Below are 26,783 nucleotides of genomic sequence, written 5' to 3'. Positions count from 1 at the left end.
TAGTTAAGGCATCTGTGTTATTTTTTTAACACACTTGTACTATATCATATACCGATTATTTAGTCTATAAAAATATATTAATTATTTAAATTTATAACATCATCTATATATTATATCACTTTTTGTCTTTCATTAGCCAAATCCTTTACAGTCAAAAACAAAAAGAGGCCAAAGACCTCTTTTAGAAAGCTATATAAATAACTATTAATCATTAGGTGTAACTGTAGCTACTTTTTCTCCATGATTTGCTGTTCCAAATGCTACTTCAACATTTTCTACAGCATACATATTAGTTATAACTACTGGAGTAATTAAACTCTTCCCTTTTTCTTCTATAAATTTTGAATCTATTGTTATTAATAGATCTCCTTGTTTAACTTTATCACCTTGATTAACATGAGCAGTAAATCCTTCTCCATTTAATTCAACTGTATCAATTCCTATATGAACAAGAAGCTCTAACCCATTATCTGTTGTTAATGCTATAGCATGTTTTGTTGGGAATATTACTGATATTTCACCATCTGCTGGTGCATAAATTTCATTTCCAGAAGGTTTCACGGCAAATCCATCACCTAAAGTTTTTTGGGAAAAAACTGCATCTGGAACTTCTTCTAGTCCAACTATTTCACCACTTAAAGGACTATAAATATCTATATCACCTTTTAGCTCAGGCTTTGCTGCTTCTTCTTCATTACTTTCTGCAGAAGCCTCTTCCTCAAATACTCCACCGTTAGCAATTATTTTTTTTATATCGTCCTTTATTCTCTCTGCTTCAGTACCGAAAACTACTTGTACACTATCCCCCGCTGTCATAACTCCAGCTGCACCTAATGCTTTTAATGTTTTTTCGTCTACTGCTGATGGATCATTTAATGTAAGTCTTAACCTTGTAATGCATGCATCTAATACATTTATGTTATCTTTTCCACCAATTGCTGTTAACACCTTAGATGCTTTAGCCATTCCTTTTACATTAATGCGCTCTACTTTCTGCTCTTCATCATCTTCTCTGCCAGGGGTTTTTATATTAAATGCTTTTATTGAAAAATAAAATACTGCAAAGTATAAAGCGAAATATGCAATACCTACTGGCCATATCAGCCAAGCATTACCTGAATATTTAAATCCTAATATATAATCTATAAAAGAAGCCGAGAAAGTATATCCTAATCTTATATGCAAAAGACTAGTTATTATTCCAGAAGTAAAAGCAGCAAAAACGTGAAATACAAATAATAATGGTGCAACAAATATGAAAGAATATTCTATAGGCTCTGTAATACCTGTAACAAAAGCAACGAAAGCAGCAGATACCATCATACCAGCCATTTCTTTTCTCTTATCTTTTTTAGCTGCCAAAATCATAGCAATTGCTGCACCAGGAAGACCAAACATCAATATTGGAAATTCAGATGCCATAAATATGCCGGCATTAGGGTCTCCATGGAAATATCTAGTAGAATCTCCCATATAAGTTACTCCATTTGAAACATAATGTCCAAATTGATATAAGAAAACCGGATAGTATATGTGATGAAGCCCTATAGGTATAAGCAATCTCTTACCAGCAGCATAAAATGCAGGCCCTAATATAGAACCACTAGCAGCCTGAGCTAAGGTGTCTATTCCACCTTGAATAGGAAGCCAGATATGCACTCCTATTGCAGCTACTATAAGAGCAGATATAGAGGTTATTATTGGTACAAATCTTTTCCCTCCGAAAAACCCCAATACCTGAGGCAGCTTTATATCGTGAAATTTATTATACAAAAATCCAGCCATAAGACCTATAACTATACCACCAAAAACTCCCATATTTATAGTTGTTTTTGTTACTATATTACTATACTCCTGAGTCTTCATGAAAGCTTCTAAACTCATGTGATGACTTAAAGCTGTACTGCTTGCTAATGCTGCTGCCGCATTAGTACTAGCTATTTTTTGAATTGCTTCAAGTATGAATTCTCCAACAATAGCTGCTAAAGCTGCTACACCTTCACCGCCTGAAAATCCTATAGCTACTCCTACTGCAAATATCATAGAAAGATTGTTAAATATGGCGTTGCCCGCAGCTTCTACATAAGGCATATTTAATAAATCTGCCTGCCCAAGTCTTAAAAGAAGTCCTGCAGCAGGAAGCACAGATACAGGCAACATCAATGACTTACCTATTTTTTGTAGCAATGCAAAAAACTTTTTATTCATTATTATCCCCCTTCGTTCTTTAGAAAATTTATATTAAAGTAATTAGGAAAAACAAAAAGCACGAACTTTAAACAGACATAACTCATAATGCAGTATGTCGAATTAAAGCTCGTGCCTAATTTAATAGTAACACCACTTATACTTCCTTGAGTCTTTGAAGGTGCAAAGCAATATAGCCAACTTCATCTTCACAAACATTTACAGAAAATAAATTTTCAATTTTTATAGCAACCTTGATTGCTAATGCGTATTCATTATATAATTCCTTTTTTATATTGTCAAGCAAATAATTATGGATAGTTTTTTTATTTATAACCCTATCCACAACGAATTTAATATGTGTTACTGTTCTCATATATGCTAAAGAATCCTTTTTTAAATCCTTTTTTATTATCAAGCAAATAAACTCCATTATGCTACCAATGTTTTTAGTAAAGGCTAAGGTGTCTGCTACTGGTTTTCTGCTTATCGCTGAATTTATATGCATACATATAAAACCTACTTCATCTTTTGGAAGTTTAATATGAAAATTTTTATTTATCATTCCTAAAGCTTTTTCTGCCAGCTCATATTCTTTGGAATATAATATCCTTAATTCACTTAAAAATGGGTTCTCAATCTTAATATTATTTTTAACCCTATAAAAAGCGAAATTTATATGATCTGCCAACGAAACATGTATCGTATCATTTAAAGTCATATTTAATTCGCTTTCACACATGGATATTATTTCTTCACATATACCTACAATTTCTTTATCAATCTTATTTAAAACACTCTCAAACCCTTTTTGCGTAGAAGACTTTTCTATAAATATACTTTCCACTTGGTTTTCAAGTATTTTTTCACCTTTTTTCTTGCCAAAACCAATTCCATTTCCAACAAGTATTAAATTCTCTTTATTTTCTTCAGCTACTACTACATTGTTGTTTAATACTTTACTTATTATATATTGTTTCATGATTCCCCCTAATAAACTTGCGTTCATTAAATTTATAAATTTTCATTCTTTATTTTATCCCAAAATGCTTTTATGCTAGTTTCATATTTATTTTGCTGTGGCACATAATATTTTTTTGTTTCTAAATTTTTAGGCATATATTGCTGCTTCACATAATGATTATTGTAATCATGTGGATATATGTACCCCTTAACCCCTAGACTATTTGCTCCTTGATAATGGGCATCTTTAAGATGCATAGGAACATCTCCTATATTAATTTTATCTATATCTCCCATTGCTTGACTTATAGCTATCATAGAGCTATTTGATTTGGGTAATGTAGCTAGATATATAGTTAGTTCAGATAGTATAAGCGAAGCTTCCGGCAGCCCTACTTTAATAACTAATTCTATTCCAGAATTTACAATATTTAATGCCTGTGGATGGGCAAGTCCTATATCCTCTGCAGCTATCACAGCTAATCTTCTTATTATAGAGTCAATATTACCGCCTTTTATAAGCCTAGATAAATAATGAATTGCGGCATCTGGGGCGCTTCCTCTTATACTTTTTTGAAATGCACTTAATACATTATAATATTCATCAGTAGAAGCATCCCATCTGAGACTAGATTGATTTAAATTATGCAAAAAATCTAAATTTAACCGTATATTCTCTCTACTTTGAGAATTAACAGCAAGTTCAAATATAGTATATGCCTTCCTTAAATCTCCTTGACTTATATCTGCAATATACTTAATTCCTTCCTCATATTCCGTTATATTATAATTTTCATTAATAAGCTTATTCATTACTTTTTTTAATCCTTCTATAACATTATTTGTGGTCAAAGGCTCAAATTGAAATATAGTGCATCTGCTTATAAGAGCCTTATGTATAGCAAAATATGGATTTTCTGTCGTGCTGCCTATTAATATAACTCTGCCATCTTCAATAAATTCTAGAATTGACTGCTGCTGCTTTTTATTAAAATATTGGATTTCATCTATGTAAAGTATTATACCTTTATGCTCTAGTAAAGTATTAGTAGTATTTATTATCTCTTGTATCTCTTTCACGGAAGAGGTAGTAGCATTTATTTTATAGAATTTTCTATCTGCATAATTTGATATAATATTAGCCAAAGAAGTTTTTCCTGTTCCAGGAGGACCATAAAATATCATATTCATAGTTCTTTTATTTATGATTAAATTATAAAGAGGTTTATCCTTACTTAAAATATGATTCTGTCCAATAAAATCTTCAAGAAAATGCGGCCTCATAATCTCTGCTAATGGTTTCACGTATATGCACCTCTTTCAAGCTATATATACTAAAGTATATCATTATTAAAGCAAATAAAAAATTAAAAGTTGTTTCAGAGTATAAAATTGAAACAACTTTTAATTCTTATAATGTAGCTACAACTATAGCTTTTATTGAATGCAATCTGTTTTCAGCTTCGTCAAATACCACAGAATGCCTGCTTCTAAACACCTCATCTGAAACCTCTCTGATATCTATATTTTTTTCTTCTAGGCACTTTTTAGCCATTTCCGTAGAGAAATCATGATAAGAAGGTAAGCAATGCATAAATATAATCTCAGGGTTTTCTGTATATTTAAGCATATCCATAGTAACTTTATAAGATTTCAACAAAGCAACTCTTTCTTCAATTTTATCTTCTTCTCCCATGGATGCCCATATATCTGTATATATAGCATCCGCACCTTTAATATCTTCTATATTGCTTGAAACTATGATTTTACCTCCATTTTTATCACTTTCTTCTTTTGCTTTTTTTAATATTTCATCTTGAGGCCAAAGTTCTTCAGGTGCATAAATAACATAGGTCATCCCCATTTTAGCGCATCCATACATTAAGGCATTAGACATATTGTTTCTTCCATCCCCTATAAATACTAGCTTAACCCTATTAAGAGGTTTTTTTAAGTGTTCCTCCATTGTCATAAAATCAGCTAAAACTTGAGTAGGATGATCGTCGTCAGTTAATCCATTCCATACTGGAACTCCTGAATATTTTGCTAATGTCTCCACAATCTCATGATCATAACCTCTAAATTCTATACCATCATAAAATCTTCCTAAAACTTTTGCCGTGTCTTCAACGGATTCCTTTTTTCCCATTTGAGAATTATTTAAATATGTTACATTAGCTCCTTCGTCATAAGCTGCAATTTCAAAAGAGCATCTTGTACGAGTAGATGTTTTTTCAAATAACAAGACTATATTTTTGCCCTCTAAAAGTTTTTCTCTTATTCCACTTCTCTTTTTATTTTTTAAAGAATGACCCAAATCTAATAAATATCTAATTTCCTCAGAACTAAAATCTAGTAAGCTAATAAAGCTTTTACCATGTAAGTTTACTGGCATAGAATTTCCCCCTCTTGCATTATACAAATATACGTTTATTTATACATTTATTATATAACAAAAAACCTCGCTTTGCACGAAGTTTTTTTATAATTATGCGCTATTATGCAAGATTATTCAGTTATATTCCTATCTTTCTAAACTTTTCATACCTTTTTTTAAGTAATTCATCAGTGTTTAAGAATTCAATTTCTTTTACTTCTTCTATTAAAGTATCTTTAATCAACTGCATTACTTTATAGGAATCTTTTTTAATTCCACCAGATGGTTCATTTATAATTTTATCTATTATTCCAAATCTAAACAATTCTTCTGCGGTTATTTTCATTACATCAGCTGCTTCCTCTGCCCTAGATGCGTCCTTCCACAAAATACTAGCAAATCCTTCTGGTGAAAGAATAGAATATATTGCATTTTCCATCATCCACACTCTATCTCCTACTGCAAGAGCTAAAGCACCACCACTTCCGCCTTCACCTATTATTATAGATATTATTGGCACCTTAAGGTTAATCATTGAAATCAGGTTACTAGCAATAGCTTCCCCTTGTCCTCTCTCTTCTGCTCCTATACCAGGATGGGCACCTTGCGTGTCCACAATACATACTATAGGTCTTTTAAATTTTTCAGCTTGTTTCATTAATCTTAGAGATTTTCTATATCCTTCTGGATTAGGACAGCCAAAATTTCTTTCAAGTTTTTCTTTAGTGTTTTCTCCCTTTTCAATACCAATCACTGTAACAGGAATATCTCCTAATAACCCTATTCCTCCAATAATGGAACTATCATCACCAAAGCATCTATCTCCATGAAGTTCTATAAAATCAGTAAAAATGCTATATATATACGCCTTGGCTGTAGCTCTGTCAATGGATCTTGCTAAACTCACCTTATTCCATGCTCGTTTTTTATTGTCTATTTGTGCCATTATTTCATCTCCTTATGAAGCATCAAAAGCTTTATTAACATGCCTCTTAAGTCTTTTCTATTCACTATTTCATCAATAAAACCTTTTTCAAGCATAAACTCAGCGCTTTGAAAGCCTTCTGGAAGTTCTGTTTTTACTGTATTTTTAATTACTCTCTTTCCTGCAAAACCTATAAGTGCTTTTGGCTCAGACAATATAATATCTCCCTGCATTGCAAAACTTGCTGTTACACCACCAGTAGTTGGATCAGTAATAACAGTTATGTAGGGAAGTCCCGCTTCTCCATGCTTTGCTAATGCCGCACTTACTTTTGCCATCTGCATAAGAGAAAAAATACCTTCCTGCATTCTAGCACCGCCTGAAGCTGTGAATATAATAACAGGAAGCTTTTTTTCTGTTGCATATTCCACAGCAAGAGTTATTTTCTCTCCTACGGCAGCCCCCATACTCCCCATCATAAAGCTGCTATCCATTATACATAATACTATATCCATTCCTTGCATTTTAGCAGTACCAGTAACCACAGCTTCTTTTAATCCAGTACTATTCTCTAAGTTCTTTAGTTTTTTTTCATAGCCAGAAAAATCAAGAGGATTCTTGCTAATAATATCTTTATTCAACTCTACAAAAGAGTCTTTATCTACAGTTATGTTTATTCTTTCATATGCATTTAATCTAAGATGATGATTACAATTAGTACATACCTTTAAATTATCTTCTAAATCATCTTTATAAATTATTTTGCCGCAGTTATCACATTTTTGCCACATTCCATCCGGAATTATTGGCTTATGTTCATTTTTAATCTCATCAAGGTCAACGGAACTTACAGTTATATATTTTCTCTTCTTAAATAAATCTTTTAACATCAATCATTCACCAACTTACTTTTTAAAAATGATGTATTATAATTTCCTTTTATGAAGTCTTCATCAGATATTATATCATATTGGAAATCGATATTATTTGAAGGTCCATCTATAACCAGCTCATATAATGCTCTTTTCATTCTAGCAATAGCTTCTTCTCTAGTACTGCCATATGCTATAAGTTTTCCTAACATTGAGTCGTAATTAGGTGGTACTAAATATCCACTATATATAAATGTATCCATTCTTATTCCAGGTCCGCCTGGTATATTTAGTTCCTTAATTCTTCCTGGAGAAGGTTTAAAATCTTCTTTTGGATTTTCTGCGTTTATTCTGCATTCAATAGCATGACCTTTTATATGAATATTCTCTTGAGCAAAAGCTAATTTCTCACCACTAGCAATCTTAATTTGTTCTTTTACCAAGTCAATTCCTGTAATCAATTCAGTTATTGGATGCTCTACTTGAATTCTTGTATTCATTTCCATGAAATAAAATTTATTATGCTTATCTACCAAAAATTCAATTGTTCCAGCATTCTTATAATTTACGGATTTTGCCGCTCTTATAGCTGCATCACCCATTTCTTTTCTCATTTTATCAGTTAATATAAATGCAGGTGCTTCCTCTATAACCTTTTGATTTCTACGTTGAATAGAGCAGTCTCTATCGTACAAATGTACGATGTTTCCATAATTATCTGCTAATATCTGAAACTCTATATGATGAGGTTCTTCTATGAATTTCTCCATGTATAATGTTCCATCTCCAAAACATACTACAGCCTCTGCTTTAGCTGTATTAAATGCAGCTACAATTTCATTTTCTTTTTCAACAATTCTTATACCCCTGCCGCCGCCTCCAGCAGCAGCTTTTATCATGACTGGATAGCCAATTTCTAAAGCTACCTTCTTAGCCTCAATTTCATTAGAAATAGGTCCATCTGATCCTGGTACTACAGGTACTCCAGCCTTTATCATATTTTCACGAGCTTTTGACTTATTTCCCATAAGTTCAATACTAATATCATCTGGTCCAATAAATATTATATTGCATTCTTTGCACATGCGAGCAAATTTACTGTTTTCAGATAAGAATCCAAATCCAGGATGAATAGCCTCAGAACCTGTCAGTACTGCTGCACTCAATATATTTTGAATGTTTAAATAGCTATCTTTTGAAGCTGCAGCTCCAATGCACACAGCTTCATCAGCTAATTGAGTATGAAGTGCTAGTTTATCAGCTTCCGAATAAACAGCAACTGACCTTATGCCAAGTTCTCTGCAAGCCCTTATTATTCTTACAGCTATTTCTCCCCTGTTAGCTATCAAAATCTTTTTAAACATAATTCCTCCTATGAGTATGAAAACTGATACTTTATTTTTGTCCTATTGCAAAAGTCATCTCAGCTTCACATACCTTCTTGCCATTTACTGTAGCAATACCTTTTCCTATACCGATTGATCCCTTTACTCTTATCATTTCTATTTCAAGATTAAGAACGTCTCCAGGCAAAACCTTGTTTCTGAATCTGACTTTATCCATGCCTCCGAAATATGCTATCTTTCCCTTATTTTCTTCTAAGCTAAGTATGGCTACTGCACCTAGCTGTGCCATTGCTTCTACTATAAGAACTCCAGGCATAACTGGTTCTTCTGGAAAATGTCCTTGAAAAAAGTATTCATTCATTGTAACATTCTTAATTCCTTGAGCCTTCTTACCTGGCTCAAGGCTAGTAACTTTATCTAAAAGCAAAAAAGGATATCTATGCGGTATTATACTTTGTATTTCTCTTATATCCATATTAGTCCCCTACTTTCTCACTCTAAATAATTCAGTACCATATTCAACCATTTCTCCATCTTTAACAAGAACCTCTATCACAGTTCCGTCTGCTTCACTGTCTATTTCGTTCATTAGCTTCATGGCTTCTATAATGCATACTGTATCACCCTTATGTATTAAATCTCCTGACTTTATAAAAGGTTCACCATCAGGAGATGATGAAGAATAAAAGGTTCCTACCATAGGAGATTTTATTACAAAAGTATTTTCCAAATCATCTTGAATATCAATTTTTTCTAGCTCTTCTAGAGCACTGTATTCTCTACTTGCTTTTACATCTGCAATATTTAAAGATGGTACTACTATATCTTTTTCTATGGATGATGTGTTGTAGTCTTTTCCCATCTTTATTTTCATATTATTTACTTCTATTTCTAATGATGAAAGCTTTGATCCTTCCATCATTTTTATTAATTCTTCTATAATCTTTAAGTCCATATCTTACATCTCCTGATACTTAATATTTTCCAAATATCAAAGTAGCATTATGCCCTCCAAATCCAAAAGAATTCGATAAAGCATATTTAACCTGCAATTTTCTTCCAACATTTGGAACGTAATCTAAATCGCAATCCTCGTCTTTAACTTCATAACCTATAGTTGGTGGTACGAAATTTTCTTCAATAGATTTTACACAAGCTATAGCTTCTACAGCTCCAGAAGCTCCTAATATGTGTCCTGTCATAGACTTTGTTGAGCTTATTGGAATTTCATAAGCTTTTTCCTTAAATAATTTTTTAATAGCTATAGTTTCAAACTTATCATTATATGGAGTGCTGGTACCATGAGCATTTATATATGATATATCGCTGGTACTCAAATTTGCATCTTTTATAGCCATTTCCATGGATCTAGCAGCCCCATCTCCTTCTGGATCAGGTGATGTCATGTGATAAGCATCGCAAGTAGATCCATAGCCGGCAACTTCACAATATATGTGCGCTCCTCTAGCTAATGCATGCTCTAGACTTTCCAATATAAGAATTCCTGATCCTTCTCCCATAACAAATCCATCTCTTTCCTTATCAAAAGGTATAGATGCTCTTTTTATATCATTTTTAGTACTTAAAGCTGTAAGAGATGTAAATCCTGCAATAGCTAATGGTGTTATGGAAGCTTCTGCTCCTCCAGCTATCATTATGTCTGCGTCACCGTATTTTATTACTTTATATGCTTCACCTATAGAATTTGTAGCTGTAGCGCAAGCTGTAACTATATTGCTGCAGATTGCTTTGGCACCATATTTTATGGCTATATTCCCTGCTGCCATATTAGTTATTATCATTGGTACAAACATTGGAGAAACTCTTGAAGGTCCTCTTTCCAAGAGTTTTTGATGTTCCTGTTCTATAGTCCTTATTCCTCCAACTCCTGAACCTACAATAACTCCTAATCTAGTTTTATCTATGCTATCTAAATCCAGTCCACTGTCTTTTACAGCTTCACCTGCAGCGGCTATAGCAAATTGGCAATACTTATCCATTCGCTTAGCTTCTTTTCTTTCCATGTATTTCTCTGGCTCAAATTCTTTTACTTCTGCTGCCAATTTTACTTTAAAATCAGTGGTATCAAAAGATTTGATTAAATCTACGCCATTAACACCATTTTTACAGTTTTCCCAAAAACTTTTCGCATCATTTCCTATAGGTGTAATTGATCCAATTCCTGTTACAACAACTCTATTTTTCACACTATCACCTTCCTTATATTATATTCCCATTCCTCCGTCTACGCCTATAACCTGACCAGTTATATAGGAAGCCTCATCAGATGACAAAAATGCTACAAGTTTAGCCACATCTAAAGCTGTTCCAAATCTTCTTAGAGAAATATTTTCAAGCATCTTTTCCTTTGCTTTTTCAGGCAAAGCCTCTGTCATTTCAGTTTCTATGAATCCAGGAGCAATAGCATTTACTGTTATTCCTCGTGACCCAAGTTCTTTTGATACAGACTTTGTAAGCCCTATTATACCAGCCTTAGAAGCACAATAATTTGCTTGACCTGCATTTCCTACTATGCCGACTATTGAAGATATATTTATTATTCTACCAGACTTTTTCTTAAGCATAAAAGGTGTAACATGCTTTATGCAATTAAAGCATCCCTTTAAATTAACATTAATAACTGAATCAAAGTCTTCTTCTTTCATCCTTAGAATTAAATTATCCTTAGTGATGCCTGCATTATTAACCAAAATGTCAATTTTCCCAAATTCATCTATAGCTTTCTTAATAAGAATTTCAGCTTCATTAAATTTACTAACATCAGCTTTAACAGATATTGCTTTCACATTAAATTTTTCAATTTCTGAAGCTAATGCTAATGCCTCAGCTTCGCTGCTTCTATAGTTTATAACTATATTACAACCTTTTTCTGCTAAGTCCAAAGCTATGGCTCTTCCTATTCCTTTTCCAGCCCCTGTTACAACAGCACACTTATCCTTTAACATAATTCCTCCACTAACTATTTACTTATTTTTGCCAATACTTGATTTAATGATTCAATATTTTCAACATTCATTATATCTAGTTTTCTATTAATTCTTTTTACAAAACCGCTTAGAGTTTTACCAGGTCCTATTTCAAGGAAGGTGTCTATTCCATCATTAATCATTCTATTAATTATATCCTCCCAATAAACTGGACTCATAGCTTGCTTTATAAGTAAACTTTTTATTTCATTTTTGTTATTTATATAATCTGCGTTTACATTGGTAAGTACAGGTATTTCTATATCATTAAATTCTATATTTCCTAGTTCTATTCCTAGTTTATCAGCTGCTGGTTTTAAAAGTGAACTATGAAAAGGTGCACTCACATTTAATTTTACCGATTTTCCACCCTTAGCTATAGCCAGTTCCATAGCCTTATCTATTGCTTTTATCTCTCCTGCAAGAACAATTTGACCAGGGCAATTAAAATTAACAGCTTCCACTACTCCTTCTGAGGATGCTTCACTGCAGCATTGTAATACTTTTTCTCTATCTAACCCAAGTACCGCTGCCATAGCACCAATTCCCACAGGTACAGCCTCTTGCATAAACTTTCCTCTTTTTCCTACAAGCTTTACTGCTTTTTCAAAGCTTAAGGCTTTGCTGCAAACAAGCGCTGAATACTCTCCCAAACTAAAGCCCGCCGTAGCATCAGGTATAATGCCCTTAGCAGTTAATATATTTAATATTGCACAGCTCATAGTAAGCACAGCCGGCTGTGTATTTTCAGTAATGTCTAAAATTTCTTTAGGCCCATGAAAACATATTCCTTTTAAATCATATCCCAATGAATCATTGGCCTTATCAAATATTTCTTTAAATTCTATAAAATTATCATATAATTCCTTGCCCATCCCCACATATTGTGAACCTTGGCCGCTAAAAATAAAACCTATCTTAGACATTTCTATCTCCTTAAATATATTTCTTGAACTTTCTTATCAGCTTCGTTAAACATTTCTTCAATAATTTCTAATGAAGTTTGTTCTTTGTTTACTATTCCTGCTATTTGGCCTGCCATTATCGATCCAGTATCTGCATCACCATCTACTACAGCTCTTGACAAGGCTCCTTTACCTAATTCTTCATATTCTTTTAGTTCTGCATGATTTTTCTCTAAAAGCTGGAATTGTCTAGTTAACTTATTTTTTATTACTCTTATAGGATGACCTGTTGGTCTTCCAGTAACCACTGTATCTATATCTTTAGCACTTATAACTCTGTTCTTATAGTTTTGGTGAATCACACATTCCTTGGATACTAAAAATCTTGTTCCAACTTGAGCACCTTCAGCTCCAAGCATGAACGCTGCTGCTATGCCTCGACCATCACCTATTCCTCCAGCGGCTATTACTGGTATGTTAACACTGCTCACAACTTGTGGAACCAATGCCATAGTTGTTAGTTCGCCTATATGTCCTCCAGATTCACATCCCTCTGCTATTACGGCATCAACACCTGTTCTTTCCATTCTTACAGCTAAAGCTACTGAAGGTACCACAGGAATCACCTTTATCCCATGTTCTTTCCACATTTCTATGTATTTTCCGGGATTTCCCGCTCCAGTAGTTACGACTTTAACTTCTTCTTCACATACCATTTTAGCTATTTCATCTGCATTGTCACTTAGAAGCATAATATTTACTCCAAAAGGTTTATCAGTAAGAGCCTTAGCTTTCCTTATCTGCTCTCTAACATAATCTGCAGGAGCATTTGCCGCAGCGATTATTCCAAGACCTCCAGCATTGCTTACTGATGAAGCCAGCGAGCTTTCAGCAACCCATGCCATTCCTCCTTGAAATATTGGATACTTTATTCCTAGCATTTCGCAAATTTTACTATTAAACATAATTCCTCCTATATAATAAGTCAGATTTTCATCTGACCTACTTTGTTATTTGTTTGCTTCAATATAATTTACAGCATCCTTTATGCTCTTAATTGAATCTGTGTTTTCTATTCTTATATTAAATGCTTCCTCGATTTCTATAACTATCTGAAATAAATCTAGAGAATCTACTCCTAAATCCTCGAAAGTAGTATCTAATGTAATTTCGTCCTCTTCAACTCCTATTTGGTCTATTATTATTTCCTTTACTTTTTCAAATATCATTTTTGTCCTCCTAAATAATTTTATTTATCTCCATTCTACAAGGGTAGCTCCATATGTTAATCCACCGCCAAATCCCACCATTATAATTTTATCGTTTTTCTTTAGCATGGATTTTTTATTCATCTCATCTAAAGCTATCGGTATGCTGGCACTGGATGTATTACCATACTTATCTAAATCTATGTAAAACTTTGATATATCAACATTTAATTTTTTGGCAGCAAAATCTATTATTCTATAATTTGCCTGATGCGGTATTATGTATGCTATTTCCTCTATAGAAACAGAATACTTTTCCAGAAGTATCTGAATGCTTTCAATAATTTTACTGGTAGCGAATTTAAACACTTCTCTTCCTTCCATCTTGACAAAGCTACCTTTATTAACTTCTTTAGCTTCATCAGTAAAAGCGTTTGAAAGTGGAATAGCATCACAGATAAGAGAATCACCTTTGCTGCCATCTGCTCCTAATATCACATCATATATGCCTTTTTTTTCACTAGAGCCCAATACTGCTGCACCCGCTCCATCTCCAAATAGAACACAAGTATTTCTATCACTCCAGTCTACTATCTTAGAAAGAAGTTCTGAGCCAATTATAAGTGCATTTTTATATATTCCAGCACTTATAAATTGTTTAGCAATACTTAATGAATATATAAAGCCGGAGCATGCTGCATTAACATCAAAAGCTACTGCCCTATGAGCTTCTAACAATTTTTGAACAATACAAGCCGTAGAAGGAGTATATGTATCTGGAGTTATAGTTGCTACAATTATTAGCTCTAAATCTTCATTGTTAATGTCTGCTTCTTTTAAGGCCTGTAGAGCAGCATAATATGCCATTTCAGCATTGCTTTCTTTGGTGGATACCCTTCTCTCCTTTATTCCAGTTCTGCTGCTAATCCATTCATCACTAGTATCCACAATTTTTGAAAGATCATCATTAGTGACGATTCTCTCAGGTACATATCTACCTGTACCCAATATTATTGCTTCTTTCATTTATCTGCTCCTTTATTTATCTAAATTGTACTTTTCTCTGAAAAAAGTATTAAGCTTCTCTAAGGAACTCACCAAAACTTTTTCTTCCTCAGTATCTAATCCCTGAATAGTTTCCTTTATCATATCGGAATGGAATTTTTCATGAATTCTATATGCCAGCTTACCTTTTTTAGTTAATTGAATTAATACTACCCTTCTGTCTTCCTCAATTCGATTCCTTCGAACATACTCTTTTTTTATTAATTTATTCACAGCTGTTGTAAGAGTACCCACAGTTATCTTTAAATCAGCTGCTACTTCTGACATAGTTCTAGGTTCATACATACCTATAGCTTCTATTGTATGTATTTCGGTTACGGATAAATCTTTTAATGGTCCACTTTTTAGAGCAGATTGCTCTATTTGCAATATATCATTAAATAAGTCCACTAATAATTCATTAACTACACTATAAGTTTTATCCATACCTTTTGAACCCCATTCCTTCATACGTTTTTATTGTCAAATATTTTGATATTCAAAGTATATTATAAAAAATATAAACTGTCAACTGTGGAAGTTTATGTTCAAATTTTATTTACATACTATAGATAGTCCGATTTATTTGTTTTAGTGAACATTTAAACGGACTATCTATAAAGTTAATTTTTAGCAGATTAATTTTAATTATATATATTGTATATTTCTATTTTTAAAATATACATGTGTCAAATTACAATTTTCGCAAATACCTAAGGCTACACTAAAATTTGAGGCTATAGCCTTTTCATTATGTGCATCCGACCCTATGGTGATATATTTACCGCCAAGATTATGATATTCTTTATATAGTTTAGCAATGTTTTCAGCTGCTGATTTATTGCCAAGTCTTCTTGTATTTATTTCCAAGGCTATGTTGTTTTCAATAAGCGTAGAAAAAATAGCAGTAATTATTTCTCTATACTCATGGTAATAAATTTCTTTATCATCATAAGGTGCATACCTGGAAATATAATCAATATGTCCTAGACTATCTATAAATGTATGGCATTTAATATTATTATACATAGTTTGAAGATATTCCGTATAAACATCATGCTTGCTTTTTCCTTCATATGCTTCTTTATAATATATGTCATAATTTCCCAGGAAATGTATTGAACCTATTAGATAATCAAAATCATAATTATTAAGTTCTTCATTTTTCTTGAGGATTTCTTCCGTCATACCAATTTCAACGCCTAACAATAACGATTTACCTCTATAATTTCCATAGGCATTAAAATATTCATCTACATTAAATCTAAACATTTCTGGATCTGGATGGTTTAAATCCATATGCTCTGTAATAATTAATCCTACATTTCTATTTCCAGCAGCCTTAATTGCTTCTTCTATCTCCATATCTGAGTCTGTAGATATTTTAGTATGAACATGAGTATCAAATATCATTTTTTTCTCCATAACAATCAACTATTTCTCCAAAATATAAGATGATAATCATCATCTTTATAAAATTTATTTTTCATTGCCACAAATATTTCCTCTTATTTATATATAGGAAATTTCTTACATAGACTTCTTACTTCTTCTCTGAGGCTAGTCAAATCTTTTTCCTTGTTTTCTATTGCATAGTTAATAAAATATGCTATTTTCTTCATTTCTTCCTCTTTAAAACCTCTTGTGGTTGCAGCTGGTGTCCCTATTCTTATACCGCTGGTTATAAATGGACTTAAAGTCTCAAAAGGTATGGTATTTTTATTCACAGTTATACCTATAGAATCCAATAATTTTTCTGCGTCTTTACCAGTTATACCTTTATTAGTTAAGTCAACTAACATAAGATGGTTATCTGTTCCACCTGATATAAGCCTAAATCCATATTTAATAAGTTCTTCACTTAAAATTTTTGCATTTTTAACAACTTGATTTATATAGTCTTTATATTCAGCAGTAGCTGCCTCCTTAAAGCATACTGCTTTTGCAGCTATAACATGCATAAGCGGTCCGCCTTGAATTCCAGGAAATATATTTTTATCTACTGCTTTAGCATATTTCTCCTTGCATAATATAGCTCCACCTCTTGGACCTCTTAAGGTTTTATGAGTTGTAGTAGTAACAAAATCCGCATAAGGAACAGGTGATGGATGAGCACCTGTTGCTACAAGCCCAGCTATGTGTGCCATATCTACCATCAGGTATGCATCTATTTCATCGCATATTCCTCTTAATTTTTGAAAATCAATTATTCTTGGATATGCACTAGCTCCTGCCACTATCATCTTTGGTTTATGCTGAAGTGCTAATTTTTTTATTTCATCGTAGTCTATATATTCACTATCCTTATTTACTCCATAGGAAACAAATTTAAATAATCTTCCAGAGAAATTAACTGGGCTGCCATGGGTAAGATGTCCTCCATGACTTAAATCCATTCCCATCACTGTATCTCCCGGAGTTAATACAGAAAGGTATACTGCCATATTTGCTTGAGAGCCAGAATGAGGCTGAACATTAACATGTTCTGCTCCAAATAAATTCTTCAATCTTTCTCTTGCTAAGTCTTCAACTTTATCTACAAATTCACAGCCACCGTAATATCTTTTAGCTGGATATCCTTCTGCATATTTATTAGTTAAAGGTGATCCCATTGCTTCCATAACAGCTTTGCTGGCAAAATTCTCTGAAGCAATTAATTCGATATTATGTTCCTGTCTATTTGTTTCCTGCTCAAGATAAGTAAATATCTCATCATCGGTTCTTTTCAAATTTTCAAAATCCATAGTATAATCCTCCTTTAAGTAAAAGCATACCTATTTAATTCATGAAATGATTGAACATATAATTCCATTTATATTAATTATAAAGATATTAGTTACATTTATCAACTTAATATTTTATGATATAATATACAAGAATTAAGGTGGGTGAACTTATGAACGCGAATAAATTAGCTTTTATTGCCTCTGAAGCCGGAAGAATAATACTTGAAAGCGGAGGTGAAACATATAGAGTTGAAGATACAATAAATAGAATATGCTTATCCTACGGCTTTTCTCTATCAGATAGTTTTGTTACCGCCACAGGTATTATGATATGCGTATCAGATACAAGTAATAATACAGCTTCTATAATAAAACGTGTACATACTAGGACTGTAAATTTAGAAAAAATATGCTTAGTGAATAATTTTTCGCGAAATATTTCTAAACATAATTATAGTGAGGAAGAAGCCATTCAAATACTAAGAAATATTGATGAAAGTAAAAGATATGGTACTTTGCCTACTATACTATTTTCGGCCTTAGCTGCTTCTACCTTTACACTTATTTTTGGTGGAAATACTGGGGATGCTATAAGTGCATTTTTCATAGGTTTAATCATAGAATCCATGGTTTCTTATCTAAATAAATTGGAACTAAATTTTTTCTTTATAAACATAATCGGTGGAGCTATGGCAGCATTATTTGCCTGCTTGTTAGTGAAAATTAATATCGCCTTTAATTTAGATAAGACTATTATAGGATCTATAATGCTTTTAGTTCCTGGTCTAGCTATAACTAACGCCATAAGAGATACCATAGCTGGGGATTTATTGGCAGGTATTACAAGAGCGGCAGAAGCATTTTTAACTGCAGTAGGAATTGCGGTAGGCAGCGGCTTTATACTTAAGATATGGATCAGTATATTTGGAGGCATAGGTTAATGGTAATTAATTCTATTTATGCAGCTATTGCTACTATAGGTTTCGGTATAATTTTCAATGTAAAAGGGAAAAATCTATTTCTTTGTGCCATAGGTGGAGGCGCATCTTGGTTTATATATTTACTTAGTTCTAAATACACTGATTCTATTGCATTAAGCATGTTTGCCTCTTCAGTATTTATAGGTATATATTCTGAAATCATGGCAAGAGTTAGGAAGGCTCCTGTAACTATATTTGTGCTATGTACAATTATACCTCTGGTTCCAGGTGGAGGAATGTATTATACCATGTATTACTCTATAAAAGGAGATGTGTATACTTCTCTTAGCACAGGATTAAATACAATAATGAGTGCTGGTGCTTTGGCAGTTGGAATACTCTTCGTATCTTCTGCCGTAAAGCTAATAAAAATATGTGCAAAAAACAAGGACTAGATTTTCTAGTCCTCATTTTTTTATTTCATGAATGTTAATAAGGTTTTTACTAACTCATCCACATTTTCCTCTAATTCCAATTCTGTAGAACCCTTCATGCAATTTTTTGCATAATTTTCTATAAGCATTCCGCCAACCTTATTCATGGCAGCTCTTATTGCCGAAATTTGAGTCAAAACATCTTTGCAGCAACATTCATTGTTTATCATTTTTTCTATGCCCTTTACTTGGCCTTCAATTTTTCTTAGGCGTATAATTATATCATTTTTTAAATCTATGTCTTCCATAAATTATACCTCGAATTAAAATATGTAAACAATTAGCTTTATATTATAAAAATACTGACTTTGTTAAAGTCAGATTTTTATTTATGTGCTTAATTGTTTTTATTTATAGCTATTCCTAATTCTTTAAGCTGAATATCATCTACAACATTTGGCGCTTCCGACATAGGATCGTATGCATTTTGATTCTTAGGGAAGGCTATTACATCTTTTATATTATCCGTACCGCATAGGAACATAATCATTCTATCAAACCCAAAAGCCAATCCTCCATGTGGTGGTGGTCCAAATTTAAAGGCTTCAAGCAAGAATCCAAATCTTTCCCAAGCTCTTTCCTGTCCTAATCCTATAACCTCAAACATCTTTTCCTGAAGCTTTGTATCATGTATTCTTATACTTCCTCCACCAAGCTCTTCTCCGTTAAGAACTATATCATAGGCTTTAGCCCTAACCTTAGAAGGATCTGTGTCAAGGTAAGAAATGTCTTCATCCATAGGCATAGTAAATGGATGATGTTCTGCTACATATCTCTTTTCCTCTTCGTCATAAGCAAGCAACGGAAATTCAGTAACCCATACAAATTCGTACTCTTTGTTATCTTTCAATATATCAAGTTTTTTAGCAAGCTCTAACCTAAGTGCTCCCAGCGCAGACAAAACAATCTTATCACGGTCAGCAACAATAAATATCATATCCCCTGCTTTAGCATCAAGTTTACCAATTATTTCATTTATTTTGTCTTCACTTATGAATTTTGAAATTGGTGACTTTATTCCATCTTCCTTATAAGCTATGTATGCCAATCCTTTAGCCTTATAAGTCTTAACAAATTCTCCTAGTCTGTCGATGTCTTTTCTTCCCATACCTGCTGCATTATCAACTTTTATAGCTCTAACAGAGCCATTATTATCTAAGGCTGATTTAAATACAACAAAATCTGTATCCTTAACTATAGAACTTATATCTGTGATTTCCATACCAAATCTCAAGTCAGGTTTATCAGAGCCGTACTTATCCATAGCTTCTCTGTAAGGCATTCTTCTTATAGGTGTTTTTACATCTACATTAAGTATTTCTTTAAAGATTTTTTTTATAAGTCCCTCATTTAAAGCAATAACATCCTCCTGGTCCACAAAGGACATTTCCATATCTACCTGCGTAAATTCAGGCTGCCTATTAGCTCTTAAGTCTTCATCTCTAAAGCACTTAACTATCTGGAAATATTTATCAAACCCTGACACCATAAGAAGCTGTTTAAATATTTGAGGAGATTGAGGAAGAGCATAAAACATTCCCGGATAATTTCTGCTAGGTACAAGATAATCTCTAGCTCCCTCGGGAGTGCTCTTAGTAAGTATTGGAGTTTCGATCTCCAAGAACCCATTTTCGTCCAAATAATCTCTTATTGCTTTTGCTACTTTGTGCCTAGTTATAAATATTTTTTGCATATCTGGTCTTCTTAAATCCAAGTATCTATATTTAAGTCTTATATTTTCTGCTGCATCCAAGTTTTCTTTAATATATATTGGTGGTGTTTCTGATTCTGATAAAATCTTTATTTCTGATCCTTTAAGCTCGAAAGCACCTGTTTTCATATGTTCATTTGGTGCTTCTCTTCTTACTAAGGTTCCAGTAACAGCTATGCAATATTCAGATCTTAAGCCATCTGCTTTTTCGAAAGCTTCCTTATTTATTTCTTCTCCAAATACTACTTGAATTATTCCGCTCCTATCCCTTAAATCAACAAATATAAGAGCCCCTAGGTTTCTTTTTCTTTGAACCCAGCCCATTACTGTAATAGATTTTTCCAATTCCTTTTCGCTTATATCACCGCATAAAAGCGATCTCTTTAAGCCATTTAATGCTTCTGCCATCATTATCCTCCCGTACTTTTATATATTAAATTTTATATATTTTTAACTATTTTATATATACCTTCATAGTTATCTATATTAACATCAAAAATATCTCCGGTATTCATATTTTTAAGTTTTGCAGTTCTATTTGCCAGCTCATCTTCTCCAAGAACTACTGAAAATTTTGAGTTTATTTTATTTGCATATTTCATTTGAGCTTTTACACTTCTTCCAACATGATCTATATCCGCTTTAACACCGAGCTTTCTAAGCTGGTTTGTAAGCTTTAAAGCCTCATAAGAAGCATTCTCACCCATGGAACCTATATAGATTTCCATTAAATCTGGTTTAGGAATATTTATATTCTCTTCCTCAAGAGTTAAAATAAGTCTTTCAAGCCCCATGCCAAAGCCTACTGCTGGAATTTCTGGACCACCTATTTGTTCTATCAAAGTGTCATATCTTCCTCCACCGCACACTGTAATATTCTTGTTTATAATCTCAAATACGGTTTTGCTATAATAATCTAGACCTCTTACAATGTGAGGATCAACTTCAAACTGTATATCTAAAGCTGAAAGGCATTTTTTAAGTTTATCCATATGCTCTCTGCAATCATCACATATATAATCTAATATTATAGGTGCACCTTTAGTTATTTCCTTGCATTTTTCTTCCTTGCAGTCTAATATTCTCATAGGATTTCTATCAAATCTGCTCTTACAGGTTTCACATAAATTATCTAGATTATCTGATAGAAAGCTTTTTAAAGCTTCATTATATTTTTTCCTGCAATGAGGACATCCTATGCTGTTTATATGCAATTTAAGCTCGTTTAATCCAAATTCATTAAATACTCTCATTGCTAGACTTATGATTTCAGCATCCAAGGATGCTGACTGAGCGCCAAACACTTCAACTCCAAATTGATGATGTTCTCTAAGTCTCCCCTTTTGAACATTTTCATATCTAAATACGGGAGTAAAGTAAAACATCTTTGTAGGTTGTGCTTCACTATACAAGCTTGCTTCCACGAAAGCTCTTACTGCCGGAGCTGTACCTTCAGGCTTTAATGTAACACTTCTATTGCCTTTATCCTTAAATGTGTACATTTCTTTTTGAACTACATCAGTGGTTTCTCCCACTCCTCTCTCAAATAATTCTGTAGCTTCGAAAATAGGAGTTCTAATTTCTCTGCAGCCGTATTCTGCAGCAATTTTTCTTAATTTATCTTCAATGTACTGCCACTTATAGGAATCCTGAGGCAGCACATCCTTTGTACCTTTTTGAGCCTGTATCATAAAAAATCCTCCTTATATGAATATCATTTAATCCTTATATAGTGTATTTAATAAAGAAATTTTTTTTTGAACTATTTCTTCTACTCTATTTACATATTCCTTTACATCCTTTAAATTAGCAAATCTCTCTAATCGGTTTTCTTCCATAAATATAACCTTAGTTACTGCGTCTGCCCCTAAAGCTATTATGGTCTGCTTTTCCTCCATGATCTGAATATTATAAATATTTTCAAAGCCTTCTTTGCAATAACCTATGTTTTCCATATTGCCAATCATGTTCTTCTGTCTATACATGTAATACGGATGCATATTAATTTCTTGTGAAGTTTTGCGTGTCACATCATACATATCTATTATATCATTCAAATCTAATTTATTATCAAACTTGTTATTTAATAATTCCTCATGTATTTTAGATGCTCTCTTTACGGCCATTCCATGTACAGTCAAGCTCTCTGGAGAAAGCTCTTTAATTTTTTTACAAGTATTAATTACATCTTCTAAATTTTCGCCTGGCAGTCCTAATATTATATCCATATTTATATTATCAAAGCCACATTTTCTTGCTAAATTAAATTTATCTATCACATCTTTCACTGTGTGAAGCCTGCCTATACGTTTTAGAGTTTTATCGTTCATGGTTTGAGGATTGATACTTATCCTTGTAACTCTATATTTCTTCATAGAAAGCAATTTGCTTAAGGTTATGCTGTCAGGCCTTCCAGCTTCTACTGTGAATTCTTTTATATTTTTTTCCTTTATGAAAGCATCATAAATACATTCCATAATGCCTTCAAAATCTTTTTCTGTAACAGAAGTAGGAGTGCCTCCACCAAAATATATATTTTCTATATTCAATTGTTTTGATTCTATGTACGCTTTTATTGAATTAATCTCGTAACTTAATGCCTTAAGATATTCTCCTACTAATTGTTCTTTTCCCTTTATAGAATTTGACGCAAAAGAACAATAGGCACACCTTGTTGGACAAAATGGCATACCTATGTATATGCTTATATTATTCTTATTTTTATTTATTAAATCCTTCTCGTATCTTGCAACCTCAATACATAATTCAGTTTTTTCTCTGCTTGCTACATAATGCTTATCATAATACTGTATAATTTCTTCATCTTTTAAGCCTTTTTTCATTAGGGATCCTGCTATCTTGGCTGGTCTTATGCCTATGAGAGTTCCCCAAGGGTGTTCTACTTTTGTTATAGCTACAAAGTATTTATAAAGAGCCATCTTCACATTTTCCTTAAAGGGTAATGACTCGTCAATAGAATAATTCCTATTTGTACCATGAGAAGTTATAGTTATTTCTCCATCAGATATGCTTATATCAATATCTTCATTTTTATCTACAAAATCTATTTCTGTATTTTGATAAAATATATTAGTAATTTGAAATACATCATATCTGTATTTCAAATCATTTAGCTTAATAAGTATACTCATTACATCTCCTAACCTAAACTAAGAAAGGATTAGATTCCTTTTCTTCCTGAATTGTGCTCTCTGGACCATGACCTGGCAGAATTATTGTATTCTCCGGCAAAGTTGTAAGCTTAGTTTCTACACTTTTCATTAAAGTTCCATAATCTCCACCTACAAAATCCGTTCTACCAATAGAACCAGCAAATAAAGAGTCTCCCGTAAATGCTATATCACCCATCAAAAATGTCATTCCACCTGGAGAATGTCCAGGCGTTTCTAAGCAAAAAATTTTGTTATTGCCAAGATAGAATTCACTTTTTTCATCTAAAAAAGTATTTAAGGTTCCATCATCATCGTGCATATAAAACAATTCTCCCGTATCGGATTGTATCATTTCATAATCTTTTTTATTTATATATAATGGAACCTCGTATTTGTTTTTTAAAAAAACAGCAGCTCCTGTATGATCATAATGTCCATGAGTAAGTAAAATATATTTTACTTTAGCTTTTATTTTATCTAAGGCTTTAATTATGGTATTCTCATCACCGCCGGGATCTATAACCGCTGTCTCATAAGTTTCTTCATCTAATACCAGGTAACAGTTAACCCCCAACACACCTACAGATAATCTATTAACCTTCATAACATCCCTCCAAAAATCAAGTTACTAAGATTTTGTCCTATACACTTCTACCACACCAGTTAATTTCTTTATTTTTTTCATAACTTCCTTTAGTTCGTCTACATTAGTAATCTTAATTTTAATATTTATTGTGGCATATCCATCAGATGAGCTTCTAGCATTTACTTCATGCAGATGTATCTTAGAATCGGTTATGACTACCATTATATCAGATAACAGTCCATTTCTGTCTTCTCCCCTTATCTGTAACTCTGTGATATAACCACTTACCTTTGTGCCAGTCCAAGACACTTCCACAATTTTATTTTCAATATCATTTAATAAAGCTTCTGCATTCTTGCAATCCTTTCTATGTATAGAAACTCCTCTTCCTTTGGTTATATATCCTATTATTTCATCTCCCGGTACAGGATTGCAGCATTTTGCAAATCTAATCAAAACATTTGTTAGCCCTTTAACATTAACTCCATAATTATTTTCTTTGGTAGCCTTGTTTGAAGCTTTGGATATCTGCTCTTCTATATTTTTTAGTACTGCAGAATTGTCTGCTTCAGGAGTCTGCTTCTCTATTTTAATGCTCTCTTTGAATCTAGTTATTACCGTAGCTGCATTAAGAAGTCCTAATCCTACAGATGCAAAAACATCATCCAAATTATTTGAATTATATTTTTTTAGTACCTTTTCTAAGGTATCTCCTTTAAGCAATTCTCCAAAATTAAACCCTTGTCTCTTAGCTTCCTTCTCTAACATATCCTTACCTTTGGATACATTTTCGTCTCTCTTCATTTTCTTAAACCAAGCTCTTATCTTACTTTTTGCTTGATTACTTTTTACTATATTCACCCAATCTATGCTTGGTCCCTTAGCGTAGGATGAAGTTTGTATCTCTACTATTTCTCCAGTTTTAAGCTTATAATCTAAGGGCTGCAATTTACCATTTACTTTAGCCCCAACACATCTATTACCTACGTCTGTATGAATTCTATAAGCAAAATCTATTGGCGTTGATTCTGCAGGCAAGTCAATGACTTTACCATTTGGAGTAAAGACAAACACTTCATCTGAAAACATATCTATTTTAAAAGATTCCATGAATTCTTCTGCATCCGAGGTTTCCCTCTGCCACTCCATTATATCTCCGAGCCAAGAAAGCCTATTGTCAAAATAGTCCTTATCGTCTTTTCCGTTATCCTCTATGTGCTCTTTATATTTCCAGTGTGCTGCAATACCATATTCTGCAGTCCTATGCATGTCGTAAGTTCTTATTTGTATTTCAAAAGGTTTTCCCTGAGGTCCTATAACTGTTGAATGCAGGGATTGATACATATTGGGTTTAGGCATAGCAATATAATCTTTAAATCTTCCAGGAATTGGTTTGTACATTGTGTGTACTATACCTAAAGCTGCATAACAGTCTTTAACCGTTTCAACCAATATCCTGACAGCTGTTAAATCAAACACCTGATCGATTGATTTGTTCTTGTTTACCATTTTCCTGTAAATGCTATAAAAATGTTTAGGTCTGCCTTCTATATCTGAATCAATGCCTGACTTTAAAAGACTATCTCTAAGCTGATTTTCTATTACTTTTATATATTCTTCTCTTTCTACTCTCTTTTCAGAAATCTTATTTACTAAATCATAATATTCTTCAGGATTACTATATCTAAAAGCCAAATCTTCCAATTCCCATTTTATCTTGGACATACCTAGTCTATGAGCCAATGGTGCATATATATCGAAGGTTTCTTTTGCTTTTTGCTTTTGATTAGCTTGAGGTACATATTTTAACGTTCTTAGATTATGCAATCTATCTGCTAATTTAATAAGTATTACTCTTATATCCTTAGTCATTGCTAAAAGCATTTTTCTAACATTATCTGCTTGCTGCTCTTCTTTTGTTTTATACTGAATCTTACCAAGCTTTGTAACACCTTCAACAAGATCCGCTATTTCTTTGCTGAATTCCCTAGTTACATCCTCATATGTATATTGAGTATCTTCTATTACATCATGAAGTAGTCCAGCTGCGATCGTAGCTGTATCCATTCCCATATCTGCTAATATGCAGGCCACCTCTACAGGGTGAATAACATAAGGCTCTCCAGATTCTCTTTTTTGATCCTTATGCGCTTCCGCAGCAAAATTATATGCTTTAATAATTAATTCCTTATCTACATTTACACAATTATTATCGATTTTTTCTAACAATTTTTGCAGCATATGGATTACTCTCCTCTAGAAGTATCTTTTCTAAATTCAAAGGCTGGTTAAACAACCAGCCATGATTTTTCTATTATTATATAATATTGTAACATTTTTTTCAATTGGATTTTTATAT

General features: G+C 32.7%; 26 protein-coding genes. 2 read left to right on the top strand and 24 right to left on the bottom strand.

Features of this window, described 5'->3' with window-relative positions:
- Nucleotides 1–204: 204 nt before the first annotated feature.
- The 18 genes from IAI10_RS06370 to glyA all read right to left on the bottom strand — a co-directional run bounded on the left by IAI10_RS06370 (nucleotide 205) and on the right by glyA (nucleotide 17,558).
- Nucleotides 205–2,208 carry a glucose PTS transporter subunit IIA gene (locus tag IAI10_RS06370; RefSeq protein ID WP_315672457.1) on the bottom strand — a complete coding sequence of 668 codons (2,004 nt, stop codon included), beginning with the start codon at nucleotides 2,206–2,208 and terminating at the stop codon, nucleotides 205–207.
- A 136-nt stretch (nucleotides 2,209–2,344) separates the two neighbouring features.
- On the bottom strand, nucleotides 2,345–3,169 hold the full coding sequence (locus tag IAI10_RS06365) for a PRD domain-containing protein (RefSeq protein WP_315672456.1): 825 nt from the start codon (nucleotides 3,167–3,169) through the stop codon (nucleotides 2,345–2,347).
- A gap of 32 nt (nucleotides 3,170–3,201) precedes the next feature.
- Nucleotides 3,202–4,455, bottom strand: coding sequence for a replication-associated recombination protein A (locus IAI10_RS06360; RefSeq protein WP_315672455.1), 1,254 nt, complete (start codon nucleotides 4,453–4,455; stop codon nucleotides 3,202–3,204).
- Nucleotides 4,456–4,561: 106 nt separating this feature from the next.
- Entirely contained in the window at nucleotides 4,562–5,545 is a 984-nt protein-coding gene (argF, locus tag IAI10_RS06355; RefSeq protein ID WP_315672454.1) for an ornithine carbamoyltransferase, read from the bottom strand.
- 121 nt (nucleotides 5,546–5,666) lie between these two features.
- On the bottom strand, nucleotides 5,667–6,473 hold the full coding sequence (locus tag IAI10_RS06350) for an acetyl-CoA carboxylase carboxyltransferase subunit alpha (protein ID WP_315672453.1): 807 nt from the start codon (nucleotides 6,471–6,473) through the stop codon (nucleotides 5,667–5,669).
- Nucleotides 6,473–7,342 carry an acetyl-CoA carboxylase, carboxyltransferase subunit beta gene (gene accD, locus IAI10_RS06345; RefSeq protein ID WP_315672452.1) on the bottom strand — a complete coding sequence of 290 codons (870 nt, stop codon included), beginning with the start codon at nucleotides 7,340–7,342 and terminating at the stop codon, nucleotides 6,473–6,475. Before accD ends, IAI10_RS06350 begins: the two co-directional genes overlap by 1 nt.
- Nucleotides 7,342–8,688 (bottom strand): acetyl-CoA carboxylase biotin carboxylase subunit, encoded by a 1,347-nt coding sequence (locus IAI10_RS06340; protein WP_315672451.1) that lies wholly within the window; start codon nucleotides 8,686–8,688, stop codon nucleotides 7,342–7,344. The genes accD and IAI10_RS06340 overlap by 1 nt, the downstream gene beginning before the upstream one ends.
- A 31-nt stretch (nucleotides 8,689–8,719) precedes the next feature.
- Nucleotides 8,720–9,145 (bottom strand): 3-hydroxyacyl-ACP dehydratase FabZ, encoded by a 426-nt coding sequence (fabZ, locus tag IAI10_RS06335; RefSeq protein WP_315672450.1) that lies wholly within the window; start codon nucleotides 9,143–9,145, stop codon nucleotides 8,720–8,722.
- A gap of 9 nt (nucleotides 9,146–9,154) precedes the next feature.
- Entirely contained in the window at nucleotides 9,155–9,625 is a 471-nt protein-coding gene (gene accB / locus IAI10_RS06330; protein ID WP_315672449.1) for an acetyl-CoA carboxylase biotin carboxyl carrier protein, read from the bottom strand.
- A 19-nt stretch (nucleotides 9,626–9,644) separates the two neighbouring features.
- Complete coding sequence (gene fabF / locus IAI10_RS06325; RefSeq protein WP_315672448.1) at nucleotides 9,645–10,877, bottom strand: beta-ketoacyl-ACP synthase II; 1,233 nt, start codon at nucleotides 10,875–10,877, stop codon at nucleotides 9,645–9,647.
- An 18-nt stretch (nucleotides 10,878–10,895) separates the two neighbouring features.
- Nucleotides 10,896–11,636, bottom strand: a complete 741-nt coding sequence (gene fabG / locus IAI10_RS06320) for a 3-oxoacyl-[acyl-carrier-protein] reductase (RefSeq protein ID WP_315672447.1) — start codon at nucleotides 11,634–11,636, stop codon at nucleotides 10,896–10,898.
- 14 nt (nucleotides 11,637–11,650) lie between these two features.
- Nucleotides 11,651–12,583, bottom strand: coding sequence for an ACP S-malonyltransferase (fabD, locus tag IAI10_RS06315; protein ID WP_315672446.1), 933 nt, complete (start codon nucleotides 12,581–12,583; stop codon nucleotides 11,651–11,653).
- A gap of 2 nt (nucleotides 12,584–12,585) precedes the next feature.
- The gene (gene fabK, locus IAI10_RS06310) at nucleotides 12,586–13,527 is read right to left on the bottom strand and encodes an enoyl-[acyl-carrier-protein] reductase FabK (RefSeq protein WP_315672445.1); all 942 of its coding nucleotides are present in this window, start codon (nucleotides 13,525–13,527) and stop codon (nucleotides 12,586–12,588) included.
- A gap of 45 nt (nucleotides 13,528–13,572) precedes the next feature.
- Nucleotides 13,573–13,791: an acyl carrier protein gene (locus IAI10_RS06305; protein WP_315672444.1), complete on the bottom strand. Its 219-nt coding sequence runs from the start codon at nucleotides 13,789–13,791 to the stop codon at nucleotides 13,573–13,575.
- Between the two features lie 24 nt (nucleotides 13,792–13,815).
- Nucleotides 13,816–14,796, bottom strand: a complete 981-nt coding sequence (locus IAI10_RS06300; protein WP_315672443.1) for a beta-ketoacyl-ACP synthase III — start codon at nucleotides 14,794–14,796, stop codon at nucleotides 13,816–13,818.
- 12 nt (nucleotides 14,797–14,808) lie between these two features.
- Nucleotides 14,809–15,261: a MarR family transcriptional regulator gene (locus IAI10_RS06295; RefSeq protein WP_315672442.1), complete on the bottom strand. Its 453-nt coding sequence runs from the start codon at nucleotides 15,259–15,261 to the stop codon at nucleotides 14,809–14,811.
- A gap of 201 nt (nucleotides 15,262–15,462) precedes the next feature.
- Nucleotides 15,463–16,227, bottom strand: coding sequence for a histidinol phosphate phosphatase (locus IAI10_RS06290; protein ID WP_315672441.1), 765 nt, complete (start codon nucleotides 16,225–16,227; stop codon nucleotides 15,463–15,465).
- A gap of 95 nt (nucleotides 16,228–16,322) precedes the next feature.
- A complete protein-coding gene (gene glyA / locus IAI10_RS06285) occupies nucleotides 16,323–17,558 on the bottom strand; it encodes a serine hydroxymethyltransferase (protein ID WP_315672440.1) in 1,236 nt (411 codons plus the stop codon).
- Nucleotides 17,559–17,710: 152 nt separating this feature from the next.
- Here glyA and IAI10_RS06280 point away from each other — a divergent pair, with 152 nt between their 5' ends.
- Together IAI10_RS06280 and IAI10_RS06275 are read left to right on the top strand one after the other, a co-directional pair.
- A complete protein-coding gene (locus IAI10_RS06280) occupies nucleotides 17,711–18,481 on the top strand; it encodes a threonine/serine exporter family protein (protein WP_315672439.1) in 771 nt (256 codons plus the stop codon).
- Nucleotides 18,481–18,915: a threonine/serine exporter family protein gene (locus tag IAI10_RS06275; protein ID WP_315672438.1), complete on the top strand. Its 435-nt coding sequence runs from the start codon at nucleotides 18,481–18,483 to the stop codon at nucleotides 18,913–18,915. Before IAI10_RS06280 ends, IAI10_RS06275 begins: the two co-directional genes overlap by 1 nt.
- Nucleotides 18,916–18,935: 20 nt before the next feature.
- Here the strand turns inward: IAI10_RS06275 and IAI10_RS06270 are convergent, their stop codons facing one another.
- The 6 genes from IAI10_RS06270 to IAI10_RS06245 form a co-directional block, all read right to left on the bottom strand.
- Nucleotides 18,936–19,202 (bottom strand): metal-sensitive transcriptional regulator, encoded by a 267-nt coding sequence (locus tag IAI10_RS06270; RefSeq protein ID WP_315672437.1) that lies wholly within the window; start codon nucleotides 19,200–19,202, stop codon nucleotides 18,936–18,938.
- Between the two features lie 89 nt (nucleotides 19,203–19,291).
- The gene (gene aspS, locus IAI10_RS06265) at nucleotides 19,292–21,073 is read right to left on the bottom strand and encodes an aspartate--tRNA ligase (protein ID WP_315672436.1); all 1,782 of its coding nucleotides are present in this window, start codon (nucleotides 21,071–21,073) and stop codon (nucleotides 19,292–19,294) included.
- Nucleotides 21,074–21,105: 32 nt separating this feature from the next.
- Nucleotides 21,106–22,356: a histidine--tRNA ligase gene (gene hisS, locus IAI10_RS06260; protein WP_315672435.1), complete on the bottom strand. Its 1,251-nt coding sequence runs from the start codon at nucleotides 22,354–22,356 to the stop codon at nucleotides 21,106–21,108.
- Between the two features lie 27 nt (nucleotides 22,357–22,383).
- On the bottom strand, nucleotides 22,384–23,817 hold the full coding sequence (locus IAI10_RS06255) for a coproporphyrinogen III oxidase (RefSeq protein ID WP_315672434.1): 1,434 nt from the start codon (nucleotides 23,815–23,817) through the stop codon (nucleotides 22,384–22,386).
- Nucleotides 23,818–23,830: 13 nt separating this feature from the next.
- Nucleotides 23,831–24,442: an MBL fold metallo-hydrolase gene (locus tag IAI10_RS06250; protein ID WP_315672433.1), complete on the bottom strand. Its 612-nt coding sequence runs from the start codon at nucleotides 24,440–24,442 to the stop codon at nucleotides 23,831–23,833.
- Nucleotides 24,443–24,466: 24 nt separating this feature from the next.
- A complete protein-coding gene (locus IAI10_RS06245) occupies nucleotides 24,467–26,665 on the bottom strand; it encodes a bifunctional (p)ppGpp synthetase/guanosine-3',5'-bis(diphosphate) 3'-pyrophosphohydrolase (RefSeq protein ID WP_315672432.1) in 2,199 nt (732 codons plus the stop codon).
- Nucleotides 26,666–26,783: the final 118 nt, after the last annotated feature.

This window comes from Clostridium sp. 19966 (assembly GCF_032335695.1).
Lineage (GTDB): Bacteria > Bacillota > Clostridia > Clostridiales > Clostridiaceae > JACTOJ01.
The sequence above is the reverse complement of the archived record's forward strand: the minus strand, read 5'-3'. Positions and strand labels throughout refer to the sequence as shown.